General features: G+C 48.8%; 14 protein-coding genes. All 14 read right to left on the bottom strand.

Annotated features, from left to right (window positions below):
• Window positions 1-12: 12 nt before the first annotated feature.
• The 14 genes from ftsZ to ACQ5DJ_RS19240 all read right to left on the bottom strand — a co-directional run bounded on the left by ftsZ (window position 13) and on the right by ACQ5DJ_RS19240 (window position 16,009).
• Window positions 13-1,161 carry a cell division protein FtsZ gene (ftsZ, locus tag ACQ5DJ_RS19305; RefSeq protein ID WP_015892088.1) on the bottom strand — a complete coding sequence of 383 codons (1,149 nt, stop codon included), beginning with the start codon at window positions 1,159-1,161 and terminating at the stop codon, window positions 13-15.
• A 126-nt stretch (window positions 1,162-1,287) separates the two neighbouring features.
• Entirely contained in the window at window positions 1,288-2,541 is a 1,254-nt protein-coding gene (gene ftsA / locus ACQ5DJ_RS19300) for a cell division protein FtsA (RefSeq protein ID WP_429843881.1), read from the bottom strand.
• Window positions 2,542-2,683: 142 nt separating this feature from the next.
• Entirely contained in the window at window positions 2,684-3,031 is a 348-nt protein-coding gene (locus ACQ5DJ_RS19295) for a small basic family protein (protein ID WP_007717721.1), read from the bottom strand.
• 2 nt (window positions 3,032-3,033) lie between these two features.
• Window positions 3,034-3,780: a DUF881 domain-containing protein gene (locus ACQ5DJ_RS19290; RefSeq protein ID WP_144614090.1), complete on the bottom strand. Its 747-nt coding sequence runs from the start codon at window positions 3,778-3,780 to the stop codon at window positions 3,034-3,036.
• A gap of 20 nt (window positions 3,781-3,800) precedes the next feature.
• Window positions 3,801-4,511, bottom strand: a complete 711-nt coding sequence (locus tag ACQ5DJ_RS19285; protein ID WP_429843880.1) for a DUF881 domain-containing protein — start codon at window positions 4,509-4,511, stop codon at window positions 3,801-3,803.
• 22 nt (window positions 4,512-4,533) lie between these two features.
• A complete protein-coding gene (locus ACQ5DJ_RS19280; RefSeq protein WP_429843879.1) occupies window positions 4,534-5,319 on the bottom strand; it encodes a cell division protein FtsQ/DivIB in 786 nt (261 codons plus the stop codon).
• Between the two features lie 132 nt (window positions 5,320-5,451).
• A complete protein-coding gene (gene murA / locus ACQ5DJ_RS19275) occupies window positions 5,452-6,708 on the bottom strand; it encodes a UDP-N-acetylglucosamine 1-carboxyvinyltransferase (RefSeq protein ID WP_429843878.1) in 1,257 nt (418 codons plus the stop codon).
• 15 nt (window positions 6,709-6,723) lie between these two features.
• Window positions 6,724-7,629 carry a UDP-N-acetylmuramate dehydrogenase gene (gene murB / locus ACQ5DJ_RS19270; protein ID WP_144614082.1) on the bottom strand — a complete coding sequence of 302 codons (906 nt, stop codon included), beginning with the start codon at window positions 7,627-7,629 and terminating at the stop codon, window positions 6,724-6,726.
• Between the two features lie 102 nt (window positions 7,630-7,731).
• The gene (gene murG, locus ACQ5DJ_RS19265) at window positions 7,732-8,835 is read right to left on the bottom strand and encodes an undecaprenyldiphospho-muramoylpentapeptide beta-N-acetylglucosaminyltransferase (protein ID WP_429843877.1); all 1,104 of its coding nucleotides are present in this window, start codon (window positions 8,833-8,835) and stop codon (window positions 7,732-7,734) included.
• A 79-nt stretch (window positions 8,836-8,914) separates the two neighbouring features.
• Window positions 8,915-10,009 carry a stage V sporulation protein E gene (gene spoVE / locus ACQ5DJ_RS19260; protein ID WP_429843876.1) on the bottom strand — a complete coding sequence of 365 codons (1,095 nt, stop codon included), beginning with the start codon at window positions 10,007-10,009 and terminating at the stop codon, window positions 8,915-8,917.
• 65 nt (window positions 10,010-10,074) lie between these two features.
• A complete protein-coding gene (gene murD, locus ACQ5DJ_RS19255; protein WP_429843875.1) occupies window positions 10,075-11,439 on the bottom strand; it encodes a UDP-N-acetylmuramoyl-L-alanine--D-glutamate ligase in 1,365 nt (454 codons plus the stop codon).
• Window positions 11,436-12,407 (bottom strand): phospho-N-acetylmuramoyl-pentapeptide-transferase, encoded by a 972-nt coding sequence (gene mraY / locus ACQ5DJ_RS19250; protein WP_429843874.1) that lies wholly within the window; start codon window positions 12,405-12,407, stop codon window positions 11,436-11,438. Before mraY ends, murD begins: the two co-directional genes overlap by 4 nt.
• A 42-nt stretch (window positions 12,408-12,449) precedes the next feature.
• Window positions 12,450-13,928, bottom strand: a complete 1,479-nt coding sequence (locus ACQ5DJ_RS19245) for a UDP-N-acetylmuramoyl-L-alanyl-D-glutamate--2,6-diaminopimelate ligase (protein ID WP_429843873.1) — start codon at window positions 13,926-13,928, stop codon at window positions 12,450-12,452.
• A 152-nt stretch (window positions 13,929-14,080) separates the two neighbouring features.
• On the bottom strand, window positions 14,081-16,009 hold the full coding sequence (locus ACQ5DJ_RS19240) for a stage V sporulation protein D (RefSeq protein ID WP_429843872.1): 1,929 nt from the start codon (window positions 16,007-16,009) through the stop codon (window positions 14,081-14,083).
• Window positions 16,010-16,028 lie beyond the last annotated feature (19 nt).

Below are 16,028 nucleotides of genomic sequence, written 5' to 3'. Positions count from 1 at the left end.
TCGTTTATCACTTTAGTTTTTGTTGCGGCGGCGATTGCGCAGGAATGCTGGAATATCCAGATTATCCAGGTTGCCCATGGAGAAGAAGGACTTGTCTTCCTCTTCTTCTTTCGCACGGCTGTTATTCGTATTGGAAACTGGTGTCGGACGATTGCCAGGCGTGTTGATCGGCTGTTGTTGACGACGAGGAGCTTCCGCCGCGCGTTGACTATGCTCGAAGCCTGTGGCAATTACGGTCACTACCAATTCATTTTTCAGATCCTCATTAATCACCGCACCGAAAATCATGTTCACATCTGGGTCCGATGCAGAAGATACGATGTCCGCTGCTTCGTTTACTTCGTACAAGCTCAGGTTAGTACCACCTGTGATGTTCATGAGAACACCGCGTGCACCATCAATCGCAGTTTCGAGCAGTGGGCTGGAAATAGCACGACGAGCTGCTTCAGCCGCACGATTTTCGCCGCTGCTTACACCGATACCCATAAGAGCAGAACCGCGCTCAGTCATGATCGTCTTCACGTCAGCGAAGTCCAAGTTGATCAGTCCTGGTACCGCAATCAGATCGGAAATACCTTGAACCCCTTGTCGCAGTACGTTGTCAACTTCGCGGAACGCTTCGAGCATTGGCGTATTTTTGTCAACGATTTCCAAAAGACGGTCGTTAGGAATCACGATCAGTGTGTCTACTTTTTCTTTCAGAGCAGCAATACCGATCTCACCATGCTGGGAACGTCTGCGACCCTCGAAGGAGAACGGACGGGTTACTACACCAACGGTAAGAGCACCCATTTCCTTAGCGATCTCTGCAACAACTGGTGCTGCACCTGTACCCGTACCACCGCCCATACCGGCAGTTACGAATACCATGTCAGCTCCACGCAGAGCGTTTTCAATCAAATCACGGCTTTCTTCCGCCGCTTTTTTACCGATCTCAGGATTCGCACCTGCTCCAAGTCCACGTGTCAGCTTTTCCCCGATTTGCAGCTTGATATCTGCACTAGAGAGCTGAAGTGCTTGCGCATCGGTGTTCAAGGTGATGAATTCTACACCCTTTACTCCACCTGCGATCATGCGGTTTACTGCGTTGCTACCTCCGCCCCCGCAACCGATGACTTTAATTCGTGCAAAGGATTCCAAGTCCATATCAAATTCCAGCATATTGCTAGTCCTCCCCAATTCAACATAAGAAAACTTCGTGGCTACAGAAGCCTGTCAACTAAACACAATGGAACGAAACGATCCCCGTCTTCGTCATTGTAGTTAAACTCGGTAAAGCGAACTCCCTTAAATAAATTCGCTAAACCAGTTTTTTACTTTTTCCATCAAACCGCCGCCTTCTTTTGGCTTAGACGAGACGGTTTGCTTCTGAGTGCTCTTGAATGAGGGGGTGACGCGAATGCTGCGGCGCTCCATCAACTGCAAGGCATATTGAATCAAACCTACCCCGGTGGTGTAGGCAGGATCTCGCACTCCGATGTAATCAGGAATCGCAATTCGAACAGGTGCGTCCAATTCTTCTTTTGCCAATTCCAACATGCCCGGCATGGCTACGGTACCACCCGTAAGAACATAGCCCCCTGCAATTTCGTCGCGGAAGCCCAATTTGTACACAGCATCCTCGACTAATTGGAATATTTCCGCAGCGCGCGGCTCGATAATATTGGCCAAATCCACTTGCGTAAATTGCTTTTCAACTTCGCTACCAATCCGGTTCACCTTAAACTTCACATCTTCGGATGCTTCGTCAATAAGGGCACAGCCGTTTTTGGTTTTCACTCGATCTGCCACATCTGTATGCGTGCGTAGTCCCAGTGAAATATCGCTCGTAATGTGGTCGCCACCGATGCCGATCACGGTGGTCGCTGCCAGTTTTCCTTGCTCGAATACACCGATCGTGGTAGAACCCGCACCGATGTCGACAAGAACGACACCCATATTTTTGTCATCTTTGGATAGAGCAACAGTGCTAGCCGCAAGCGGTTGCAAGAATATTCCAGCTACACGCAGATTGGTTCGTTGAGCACAGCGAACGATATTATGTACGACCGTTTTCAGCCCGGTCACAATGGTCCCTTCCATTTCCAGTCGGACACCAATCATCCCACGCGGGTCCTTAATGCTCCCTTGTCCATCAACGATGTACTCCTTTGGGACTACCTCGATGATTTCGCGGTCTGGAGGAATAGCCACAACCTTCGCTGCCTGAATTACGCGTTGAATATCTTCTTCTCGTATCTCACGGTCTTCGCTGGATACAGCGACAACCCCTTGGGTTTCATGCAGATCGATATGGTTTCCAGTGATCCCCACATACACTTCTTCGATTGAAACGCCAACCATGCGCTCCGCATGATCAACCGCTTCTCGGATGGCATGCACGGTTTGGTCGATGTCTACAATCACGCCCTTCTTGATGCCTTCTGAGTGTGATTGTCCGACGCCGATGATGTTGATGGAACCATTGTTGATCTCGCCGATCATGACGCGTACTTTGGATGTTCCAATGTCTAGGCTGACTATGAGTTCATTGCTTACCAAACCTGTGACACCTCCCCTGCTACGTCTTTTTTCTTGCTAAAATGAGAACACCTGCATAAATTATTCCACACAGGACAACCATTCCCTTTTTTTCTTATTGATTTTTTGTAAAAAAATGACCATCTTCCCATTTTTCTTCGCGTTACTCTTGCTGATTGATCCATTTGGATAGAACAATTCTCCTAATGACTGCGAGATTGTTGAACAAGCGGACCCCGAAAGCCACGATCGCAGCCAAATACAGATCAATCCCCAAGAACCCTCCGATGAAGGCCAAGCCTGCTGCAAAAAGTGTGTTGAAAAAGAATCCAGACATGAAAATACGAACGTTAAAAGTACGTTCTAAAAACGAACGAATCCCCCCAAAGATCGTATCCAATCCAGCCAAGAGGGCTATTGATAGATAGCTGCTATACTCCTGGGGCACACGCCAATCCAGCAGGAAGCCGACAACAAGACCGACAATCAGTCCGATAAGCGGGAGCCACATGGTTACGAATCTCCTTTTTCTTTCACAGGTTTCATAAATTGAATGACACGTGTTTCGTTATTCGCTGAAATCATCAGCTTGTCCCGTTTTTCTGCCAGCACCTTTTTATTCGCCAGTTGGAAGTTCTCTTCTACGCCCTCCAGCTTTAATGCGGACAACAATACTTCAGGCTCCCCCAATGCTTTTATCTCATACGGAGCCCTGATCGTCCTGGTATCGATTTGGATGACGTCTCCCACATTTCGGATCGCAGTGGTAGCAATCAGTCGATGGCCATTAATGGAAACAGCTTGTGCTCCGTTTGCAAACAGGATATTTACCAACCAGCGCAAATCTTCATCGTCAATCGTATAGTCTCCTACAACAGGCACAGGCATATGCTCATCCATAGCTGGTTGTTCAGGCGTATGGGCATCGACAACATCAATAACGATGCCTTCTCCCTCCATCCCTACCATACCAGCCATTCGGCGAGTCCGTGCCAACTCCTCTTTCATAACGGAGATACTTTCATCTTCACTGAGTGAGGTTTCGTATTGGTAGTACAGCTGATTATACTTTGAAATGTCTGCGAGCAGGTTTTTGTGTTTCTCCAGTTCTTTTTGCAACGTGGTCCGAAGTTCCGCGATGCTGCGAGACTCTTTATGAACAGGATGAAGACTGCTTCGTAATTGCACAGTCAACATCACACCTATGATAGCACTAATAATGGCAAGAATAAATGTGATTTTACGGCTTTTTTGTAACATAGGTAAACGCATCCTTTTATTTAGGAGTGTTTCGTTTTCGCGTCACCAACAAAGGCAGGCAGCTCGACCCGTTCTTTTTTGGCTACGCTTATATGGACAAAATCTTGCAAGGAGTGCAAAACACCTCCCGGCAAGTTCAAAGCACTGTCTAGTGTGTCGGGATTTCCGATCGCTGTTACGACAAACGGAGCGGCAGACTTGATGCCGTTTACGATGATCGTTGGTCCAATGCAACGAATCTCGGAATTGCTCACCACCCGCTGTCCGTTAATGCTGATCGCCTCTGCTCCTGCTGCACGCAGTTCATTGACGACTAGGCGCACATCCTGCTCATGCACGATGTAGTTCGCGATGTCTGCGCTGTTCGCTGCGTTCTGGCTATCCTGCATCGTTATGACGATACCCGGCCCTGCGACAGCGACTACCCCTGCCAACATCCGCGCTGCATCCAGTTGACTGAGTGTCTCTGCAGCCTCCGATTTACGCTCCGCCATCGCTTCTTCCACTTTTCCCACCTGACGCTGCAAATCGAGCAGTTGATTTTCCAGATGCCGATTTTGCTCCTTCTCAGCCAAAATTCGGTCATTCAATTGCGTTTCCTGTTGGAACAGCTGATCATTCATCCGCTCTTTGCGCGTAAGCTTGTTCGTTTCGAAGGAAGTGGCCACTAGAAAGCCAGTAGAAAACGTCACGATGGTTAAATACAAATGAAATTTGCGACGACGACTCATTGTCAACTTTCCCCTTTTTCATTTACTGCTGTGGCTGCTCTTGTCCTTCCTGAATAGGAATAGCCCCTTGAGCACCGTACGGAATAAACCATGGCTGCTCAAACAAAGAGAGCACCCCTTTTGTATTTGACGGCAATTCTTTCACGATCCGCGGGTACCAGTTCATCATCTTGTCGAGCTTGTAGATGACGCTTCTTACTTCATTCCCGTCTCGCATGTACAGCGTGACGCGTTGCTTGTCGTAAACCGTTGGCGTCAGTGTAATATCCGAAATTTCCGCGAGTACATCTGGCGATAACTTCGATAGCGACTTCGCAAGATGGGGAAGGAGCTCAGGTGAGGCCCACGAGCTAATCAATGGCCTGTCCACTACGCGCTTGGCGAAATTAACCTGTTTGAGCACATAGCCATTGTCCAGTAAGGCATAACGGCTTCCGTCCTGCACACTCCAAAAAGCGACGCGCTTTTGTTCGGTTATATGTAGCGTGATCAATCCGGGGAAAGAGCGGCTCACCGCCACATCTTTAATGGCCTCTAATGGTTTCAAGTTATTTCGTACACTGTTCTCCCATACGTTTAGAAACTGCATGTCCTTTTTTAAGCCAGATTGTGTAATGATTTGCTCCGTCGTATAAATATCATTACCAATCACTCGAATCTCTTGCACCTTACTGTAAGGGGAACGGATAAAAACGATGATGAGAATGGTTAGAAAAAACAGCACCAGTAGAATGATCAGCTTGCGGTTACCCCTTCTTCTGGGGCGTTGTTGCTTAACTTGCGGAATGCGTTCCTCATATACCGCCATGGCCGTACCCTTCCTCATGTTTTTTAGGCTCATTGCCCAGAGCAAAGTAAATTACTGGATGCCTTTCGAATAAATGTCATGAAACAAAAACAGGGAAAGCGGCATAACATTATGCCGCCCACTCTCCCTCGGTTAAATCGATACTCGCGATATATCGGCTCCTAATTGACGCAACTGCACTTCCAGCCGATCGTATCCGCGATCGATATGATCGATCTGGTTCACCGTGGTAATACCTTCTGCAGCAAGCCCTGCGAGGACTAAGGCAGCACCTGCTCGAAGATCGGTAGCTTCGACATTCGTAGCGGTCAATTTGTTAACACCCCGAATGATTGCGGAGCCAAGATCTACGTATATAGAGGCGCCCATTCGCGCCAATTCATTCACATGTTTGAATCTTCCTTCAAAAATGGTCTCTTTGATGACACTCGTTCCCCTAGCCTGTGACAGAAACACCATCAGCTGCGCCTGCAAATCGGTTGGAAACCCTGGATATGGCGAAGTGATGATCCGGTCGTAGGCACGTGGACGGGAGGTGCTTTTGATTTCCATTATATCATGGCGGGTCTTGATTTCAACACCGCAGCTACGGGCGACCTCAATCAATGCCATCAATTGCTCAGGCAGTGTATTGGTCAATTCGATATGTCCCTGTGAAATACCGACAGCCAGTAGATAGGTTCCTGTTACAATCCTGTCCGGTATGATCCGGTAACTGACGGAACGCAAGCGAGGCACACCACTGATCTCAATCGTATCGGTGCCTGCCCCTCTGATCCGCGCACCCATTGCATTCAGGAAATTTTGGAGGTCGATAATTTCCGGTTCTCGTGCTGCATTACAAATTCGGGTTGTGCCTTTTGCCAGCACAGCCGCCATCATGATATTTTCCGTCGCGCCCACACTGGGGAAGGAAAGAAAGATATTGGACCCACGCAATTGTTTGGCCCGAAATGTAATGTAGCCTTCCGATTCTTCGATCTTGGCTCCTAGCGCAGTCAATCCAGCCAAGTGTAAATCAATCCTGCGCTCTCCAATGTCACATCCACCTGGCCTGGAAATCGTGACCTCACCCAGACGTGCCAGGAGTGGTCCCGCCAAAAAAATCGAAGATCGCATTTGGCTCATTAAATCATCCGGCACCTGCGGGACACAGACTGACGTTGTATCCAGATCGACACATCCGTCCTCATGCTTCGTATTCGCCCCAAGCAGCGTCAAGATTTCGAGCATGACTTTAATGTCTTTTAGATGGGGGACGTCATAGATATAGAATTGCCCTTCCGCGAGCACAGCAGCGGCAAGAATGGGAAGAGCAGCGTTCTTAGCACCTTGGATCCGAAGCGAACCGGACAGAGGTCTTCCGCCTTCGATCGCAAAAGTCTCCAAACTTTCACCTCCGTGTTACCCCTCGCCCACCACCAGGACTTCCGGATGCAGGTCAATCCCATTTTTCTCGAGAATGGTGCTCCGCACGTGATCAATCAAGGTGAGGACGTCGGCAGCCGTTGCTCCTCCGCAATTCACGATGAAGTTGGAGTGTTTTTCTGAAACCTGAGCTCCTCCGACCCGATAGCCCTTCAGCCCAGCCGCCTCAATCAGGCGACCTGCGTGGTCATTTGGCGGATTTCGGAACACGCTGCCAGCACACGGCATCTGGAGTGGCTGCGTATTGCGCCGTCGTTCCTTATTGGCAGCGAGCGTGGCCGCAATCTCCTCGCTGTCGCCCTTCCGCAATTGAAAACGGGCCTCTAGCACGATCCCTTTTTGCTTTTGCAAAAGAGAAGTCCGATAGCTAAAGCTCAGTTCCTCGTTACTCAACACTTTACTTTCGCCGTTTTCGAAAAGGATCTCGGCATCAATAAGAATACGTGAAAGATCAGATCCGTGTGCCCCCGCATTCATATAGACGGCGCCGCCTACCGTACCAGGAATCCCTCCTGCAAACTCCATACCTGTTAATCCCATCTTGCCTGTCTCCACCGCCAGGCGGATCATGGAATATCCGGCACCCACACACACCTCTTCGCCCCTGAACTCACAGTGGCTTAAGCCCTCGGCCACTTTAAGCACGGCTCCACGTATCCCTCTGTCCCTCACCAGAAGGTTTGAACCGCGCCCGATTACACTCCAAGGAATTTCATGACGATGGATGATCTGCAAGGCTTTTTGCAAGGATGCTTTATCCTTGGGTTGGATTAACAAATCAGCAGGACCCCCGATCCGCCACGTTGTATGATTAGCAAGGGGTTCATCGGTCCACACTTTTTCGATTCCTGCTTGCATGAGTTCATCTGCGATCTTTTTCATTTGTGAACCTCCTGATACGTTTGCTAGGTCGGACCTAGTCTTCTCACGTGTTTGCTCCATACTATGCGTTCGCCCAGATCGGCGTGACAATCGCCCATCCGATCATTTTTTTCGTGTAATCGCCTCTAATTGACGGACAATCTCCGTCGCAGCTTGCGGCATCCCCAAGGAAAGAGCACTGTTTTTCATCTCTTCCCATTTCGCTGGATTGGCAAGGATATTTTCCAAGGAAAGCAGCAAGCTCTCTCCGGTAAGCTCCCGCTCTACGATAACATGAGCTGCCCCTGCGCGCTCCAATCCTCTTGCATTTTTCTCTTGATGATTGTTCGTGACATACGGGGACGGAATCAAGATCGAAGGCACACCTAGTGCTGTTATTTCAGCCAAGGTAGATGCCCCTGCACGCCCAACCAATACATGCGTCGCCGCCAAAACATCCGGCATATTATGGACGAAAGGAAGCACAGAAATGTTACTTGGAAGTGTTCCCAGTTCACGAAGCTGTGCCGAAATCGTTTCAAAATGAACGTCGCCCGTCACATATACAAAATGAGTATCGGCATATTTGCCCAACTGTGTAACAACCGAAAGCACCGCCTCATTTATTGCGCGTGCTCCCCTGCTACCGCCAAAGATCAGCACGATTTTTTTGTTGTTATCCACGCCCAAAAAGCTACGACCCGCCTCTGCGTTACCGTGCATAACTTCCGTTGCACGCGGATTTCCGGTCAGTACCGTTTTGGACGGGGGAAAATGGGCAAGCGATTCTTTGAACGAAACGGCCACCCGTGAAGCTGAACGAGAAAGAAACTTGTTGGTCAAGCCCGGCACTACGTTTTGCTCATGGATGAGAGTCGGAATCCCCAATCGCGAAGCTGCATATACGACTGGACCACATACGTAGCCACCTGTCCCAATTACGACATCCGGTTTGAATTCGCGCAGCATTTTCTTCGCATCTCCAACTGCCCGGACGAATTTCCACAAGGTCTTTAGGTTGTCCAACGACAGCTTGCGTTTCAATCCGCTAATTTCCACGGATTGGAAAGGTATATTTGATCTCGGAACCAAACCTGCTTCCAAGCCTTTTTTACTGCCAATATACAAAAAGGCAGCCTGCGGATTTTGGCGGGAAACTTCCCTCGCCACCGCAAGCGCCGGATAAATATGTCCACCTGTGCCACCGCCTGTTAAGACGACACGCATACGTTCACACCCTTTTTTGAGAAGGAGTAGCAATAGGCTGATTTTCTTGCTTATTGCGTACTCCCCGTTGAGGTTTCTATTATCGAGAAAAACGAGAGATGTTCAATAAGACACCTACACCAGTGAGCATCAGTGTCAATGATGAACCACCGTAGCTTAAGAACGGCAACGTGATCCCTGTCACTGGAAACATCCCTGTCACAACACCAATATTGATGACCACCTGGATGGCAATCATGCCGATGATCCCTAGTGCAAGCAGGCTTCCGAACAAATCTGGAGCCGTAATCGCCGTTCGCATTCCCCTCCACAACAAGAGGAGGAAAAGCAGGAGAATGAGCGTGCCTCCGATAAAGCCAAGCTCCTCCGCGACAATCGAGAAAATAAAATCATTGTAAGGCTCAGGCAGATACAAATGCTTCTGTCTGCTTTGCCCTAGACCAAGACCCAACAAACCGCCGGGACCGATCGCATAAAGGGATTGGATGATTTGATAGCCGGTATTGAGCGGGTCAGACCACGGATCGAGGAAGGACGTAATCCTTTTGATTCGGTAAGGTGCTGACAAAACCAAGCCGATGAAGCCAACAACTCCGATCATCCCCAGTCCAACAAAATGACTGATCCGCGCACCTGAAGCAAAAACCATGACAACTGCTGTTCCCATCAAAACCGTCCCTGTACCCAAATCCGGTTGCAGCATGATCAAGCCAAAACAAAGAACTGGGATTCCCAAGGCAGGCATAAGACCTTTTCGGAACAAGACAATTTGCTTCTGATTATCGGAGAGCCATCTGGCGAGGAATGCTACGACACCAAGCTTTGCAAATTCACCTGGTTGAATTCCAAAGGCTCCAAAACCAAGCCAGCTTTTCGAACCATTTACTTCAATCCCGATGATCAGAACCAGAATCAACAAACCGATGCTCACCAAATACCCTGGCTTGGCCCATTGCTTCCACACCCAGTAGTCGATATTCATCGTAATGTACATGGATGTAATCCCTAACAAAGCAAAGATCAGTTGCCGCTTGGCGAAAAAATACGGATCGGAAAATGGCGGCTTTTGCGCCACGATCGCGCTGGCGCTGTACACCATCACGATGCCAATTCCTAATAAAAAAAGTGTTGCAAAAATAATTACGAAGTCGGGGGCAGAGCGTACCTTGCTCATTGTGCCAGGTCATCCTTTCTCATGCCGTCCCGCTTTTGTCATATTCTTGATGGTACAGTGGGACGTTATGCTAGGCTTGTTTTAAGTCTATGCACGCCGTCCTTAAACATGCTCCCCCTCGTCTCAAACGAAGGAAACATGTCCCAACTCGCACAAGCAGGGCTCAGTAAGACCACATCACCTGATTCGGCCAACTGGGAAGCAGCAAGAACGGCTTTTTCCACAGTATCGACATGGATACGCTCATTAATCCCTGCTTCCTGAGCACGTTCCAGTAAAATTGGAGCCGTTTGCCCGAGAGCGATAACTGCTTTTACCCGACCTTGAATCACAGGCAGCAGTTCCCGAAAATCAACACCACGATCGAGCCCGCCGCAAATCCACACGACCGGCTCCTTGCATGCTTGCAAGGCACGTGATGCCGCTTCCGGGTTGGTTGCTTTTGAATCATTGAAGTATTTGACACCGCGAATCGAATCCACGAACTCCATTCGGTGCTCTACCCCTGGGAAGGTAGTAAGAACTTGTATAATCGATTGCTTGTCCGCGCCTGCGAGCTTCGCAACAAGAATTGCTGCCAGAGCGTTGTCCAGATGAGGAACGGTAATGTCCGCTATCGCAACGATTGACTCTGTATTCCCATTCCCATCCGCAAACAGGATCAAACCATCCTTGACAAAAGCTCCCTTTGGCACCTCTTGACTCTTGCTAAAGTAGTAAATGGCTGCAAGGAAGTCTTTGCATATTTCTACGATCTCTGGTTGGTCATATGGCAAAATAGCTACGTCATCTGGCGTTTGGTTGGCAAACATTTTTAGTTTGGCTGCCAAATACTCTTCCATGGTGTGATGGTAATCCAGATGTGCAGGATACAGATTGAGCAAAACACCGATATGCGGGCGGAATTCCCTTGTCCCCATCAGTTGGAAGCTACTCAATTCGGCAACGAGCCATTCGTCAGGACCAGCTTCTTCCGCCAGGCCGCACAACACGGTACCAATGTTGCCTCCTACCTTCGCATCCAGACCCGCTTCTTTGAAAATCAGTCCGACGAGCGTAGTGGTCGTGGTCTTGCCATTGGAGCCTGTAATCCCGATAATCGGTGCCTTGGCAATCTGGGAGGCAAGCTCCACCTCCGTCACAACAGGAATGCCTAGTGCCTGCGCCTGCTTGACGGGTGCTGCTTCGTACGGAATCCCCGGATTTTTGACCACAAGGGATACACCTTCATGAATCAGATCATCTGGGTGATAGCCGCAAATGACCGGAATCCCCAACGATTCCAGTTCTTCTATTCCCACCGCTTCTTCACGTGGCTTTTTATCATTTACGACGACATGAGCACCAAAGCGGTGTAGCAGTTTTGCCACTGCGACACCGCTCTTTGCCATACCAATAACGACGACATGCTTATCTTGAAAACGCATCATCTGATTGTCACCACCTCAAGGTATACACCCAATCCAGCAAAGAACATACCGACGAGCCAGAACGTGACAACCACGCGCCACTCAGACCAGCCTGTTAATTCAAAATGATGATGCAGGGGACTCATACGGAAAATACGCTTTCCACGTGTCTTAAAGGAGACTACCTGCATAATAACAGAGAGCGTCTCGACAACAAATACCCCACCGATAATAGCCAAAAGCAATTCCGTCTTCGTCATGATTGCAATTCCCGCCAGCGCTCCACCCAGTCCGAGTGAACCGGTATCACCCATGAACACGCGTGCCGGATGTGCATTGAAGACGAGGAAGCCAAGTACCCCACCTACAACAGCCGCACTAAAAATAGCGGTGTCATAATCTTGACCAAACCATGCGATGATCGCATAAGCACCAAAAGCAATTGCCCCCGTTCCTGCCAACAGTCCATCCAATCCATCTGTGATGTTAACGGCATTCGTTGTACCTACCAAGAGGAACAACAGGAATGGGAAGTAAAAATAACCAAGCTCTAGCTTCCACGGTGTACCTGGCAGATGGATCGACGTGTCATGCCCCATCATGAGCAGCAAAATATAAGCGCCGATTGCCAAGACAATCTGACCAGCAAACTTCTGTTTGGCGGTCAAGCCGAGGTTGCGTTTTTTCTTGATTTTGATGAAATCATCCAGAAACCCGATTAAACCGTATCCGAGAGTCACCAATAACAAGAAGTAAATTTCCATTTTAGCATTGGCAAACTTCAACACGGTAAATATGAGTGCCAAAAGAATGATGGTGCCTCCCATCGTGGGAGTTCCAGCCTTCTTAAAATGGGATTGCGGTCCTTCCTCACGAATTGCCTGCCCAAATTTCAGGCGGCGAAGGAAGGGAATAAACAATGGGCCAATGAGTACGGCGATGAGAAACGCAGCGACGATCGTGACGATTAGGACGTTGTCAACGAACATGCCCGAGCCTCCTTTCTTTCGATGCAGTGTGTGGCATCTGTTCTATTCTTGGTTGTACCGGGCAATCGCTTCGCGCGCAACTTCACGGTCATCGAAGGGCAACACCTGGTCTTTAATAATTTGATACGTTTCGTGTCCTTTTCCGGCGATCAAGATCACATCGTCCGGCTTTGCAAGCGAAACTGCATGCGCAATTGCTTCGCGTCGGTCTGTCAGTGCCGCATAACGATCAGGTGCCACTTCCGACAAGCCAGCCAGCATGTCATTGAGAATCGCCTGCGGCTCCTCTGAGCGAGGATTATCTGATGTTAAGACGGTCAGATCAGCATATTTCGTTGCAATTTGCGCCATGATTGGGCGTTTGGTTCGATCCCTGTCGCCTCCGCAGCCAACAATACAAAATACGTTACCACGGGCAAATTCCTTGACAGTCATCAACGCATTCTCCAAGCTGTCTGGCGTGTGGGAGTAGTCGACGAGTACCGCAAACGGCTGACCAGCATCTACTGCTTCAAATCGCCCATTTACGCCCGCTACCTCTTCCAAGCTCGCTTTGATCTCTTCTAGTGGAATTCCTTCTGCGAGTGTAACCGCCATGGCTGCCAAAGCGTTATACACATTGAACTTTCCCATCAGCTTCAAATTCAGACGCGCACTGCCAGCGAAGCTTTCGACTGTAAAAGAAGTTCCTTTACTGGTGATTTCGATTTGTTTTGCCCTAACATCTGCAGGTTGATCAATGCCGTATGTAATGACTCGCGCCGTTGTAACGGTAGCATATAATTCGGACGCCTCATCATCCGCATTCAGGACAGCCGTTTTTAGACGGTCTGGGTCATAGCTGTTACCCAGCTGGGAAAACAACAATGATTTGGCGTAGCGATAGTTTTCCATCGTTTTATGATAGTCGAGGTGATCCTGCGTCAGGTTGGTGAAAACCGCTGTATGGATTTCGCAACCGCGTACTCTTCCCAGCTCCAGCGCATGAGAGGAAACCTCAATAATCGCATAGTCTGTGTTTACATCGCACATGCGACGAAAGCTTCTTTGCAAATCTATGGCATCCGGAGTCGTATTTTTGACTTCCTCCGTTACGTCTCCAATTTTCATATGGATCGTTCCGATTAAGCCTGTTTGCTTGCTTTGATCGCGCAAAATTTTGTCGATCAGATGCGTAGTGGTCGTCTTGCCATTTGTCCCCGTTACACCAATGACTTTTACTTCTTTCGTAGGAGATCCGAAAATACGATCAGCCAGCATAGCCATTGCCCGCCGGGTATCCGGTACTTTGACAATAGTCGCTGGCACGTCCAGATCTTGTTCGGATAACACGGCAACAGCACCATTCTTCACCGCCTGGGCCGCGAACGTATGTCCATCCACGGTATATCCAGTCAGACAGACAAACAAGTAGCCGGGCTTTACCTGGCGCGAGTCTGCTGTCAAACCCGTAATCTCCATGCTGTCATCCCCCGAAACCGTTACTGGCAACAAAGGCATGAGCAGATCCCGTAGAAACATGAAACAGGCACCCCATTCTCCAACTAGTATAGACAGAAATTTGAACATTTGTACTTGGCTACGCCGTTCATTTAGGCGCAGTCTTGACGAACAAAGGCAGAGCGAACGTAGACAAGCCTACTCCCCTCCGCCTTCGAAATCTCATTTTATAGCTAATTGGTCAATTTGTCACCAAGGTATATGCGAATTTTTCCGCCCTCATCAATTTTTACTCCGGGTGCAGGGGACTGCTGGATGACGTACTGTCCTTTACCTGAGACGACTAGCGGCAGAGTATCATACGTTGTCACTACGTCTCTCATGGATTGTCCGACCATGTTCGGCACTTCAATTGGCGCCCTTTCTCCAAGTGCTTTGTTAATTTCCTTGGGGATGCCATCTTTACGTTTGGGTACATTCAAATGCTGAAGGGAGGATTCCATGATACTTTTTACACTCGGAGCGGCAATCAATCCACCAAACGCGAGTGCTTTCGGATTGTCTACAGCGAAATATACGACAATCTGTGGATCATCAGCAGGCGCAAAGCCGATGAACGACACGATGTATTCTCCATCGACGTAACGGCCATTTTTTACTTTTTGCGCGGTTCCCGTCTTTCCTCCTACCCGATACCCTTCAATATATGCCTTATTACCCGTTCCTTGAGCAACCACACTTTCCAGCGCATGCCGAACTTTGGCCGAGGTCTCTTCAGTAATCACCTGTCGAACTTCTGTCGGCAAGGTCCTCGCTACGACATCGTGTGTCACACTATCCCGCCATTCTTTGGCAACAAACGGCTTCATTAGTTTGCCACCATTGATAGCAGCTGAGACCGCAGCCATTTGTTGAATCGGCGTTACCGATACACCTTGACCGAAAGAAGTCGTACCCAGCTCTACCGGTCCCACTTTATTCAAGTTGAATAACAGCCCGTTTTCTTCGCCGATCAAATCGATCCCTGTCTTTTGTCCGAAGCCAAATTTTTTGATGTAGTCAAAAAGTCGTTCTTTTTGCAGGCGCTGGCCCATCGTAACAAAGCCTGGGTTACAAGAATTCTCTACCACTTCCAGCATCGTTTCCTGTCCATGCCCCTGCCGCTTCCAGCATCGTAATCGCTTACCTGCCACATTAATGAAACCTGGATCGTAAAAGCCCTCGTTCAAATTGATGACACCTTCATTTAAAGCCGCTGCAAGAGTCACGATCTTGAAAGTGGAACCAGGCTCGTATGTTTTCCAGATAGGGAGATTTCGATTGTACACCTCTGAAGGATAGTCCCTGTACGCATCCGGTTGAAATGTCGGGCGACTTCCCATCCCCAATATTTCTCCTGTCTTTGGATTCATGGCGATCGCCAGCACATCATCAGGCTGATAAGCGACCACCGCCTGATCCAGCTCGCGTTCGATAAACGATTGGATAGTACTGTCGAGCGTTAAATACATGTCCATGCCGTTTACGGGTGCTACGTAGTCTTCTGTACCACCTGGCAGTACGCGCCCTTTGGCATCTGACGGAAATGAGATATGCCCCTCGGTCCCCACCAAGAAAGGATCGTAAATTTTTTCAAGCCCTGTTAACCCTTGATTGTCAATGCCTGTGAAGCCAAGAATATGGGCTGCCATATTTCCATTCGGGTAAAAACGCTTCGTATCTCCTGCCAAGTATATACCTGGCAAATTCAATTCTTGTATTTTTCTCGCCTTTTCAATAGACAGTTTTCTTCCACCTGGAATCTGATTGTTACTCATTTCTTTTTTCGTAATGGCACGAAATACATCTTCTTCTTTTCGCTCCAAAATGACGGCGAGCTGTCTCGCTGTTTCTTTAGGGTCTTTGATTTGCGCCCCTACTGATACCAGTGTAGGAACGGTCATATTCGTCACGAGCTCATTGCCGCTTCTGTCTAGAATGCGACCGCGATTGGGCTGAAATTTAATTTCCCGCTTGAGCAGTTCATCTGACATTTGCGAGAGTTTCGGTCCTTCTATCAATTGAACATAACCCAAACGGGTGACAAGTGCCGAATACAAAACGACTCCGACAATCAAGATGATAAAAATGCGACGGCGTACAGTAGCATTGGATACCCGCAAAGCGAGTCCCCCCTCAAAT

Source organism: Brevibacillus sp. FIR094 (assembly GCF_050477165.1).
Lineage (GTDB): Bacteria > Bacillota > Bacilli > Brevibacillales > Brevibacillaceae > Brevibacillus.
Note: the sequence above shows the minus strand (reverse complement) of the source record. Positions and strands in the feature narration are given on the sequence as shown.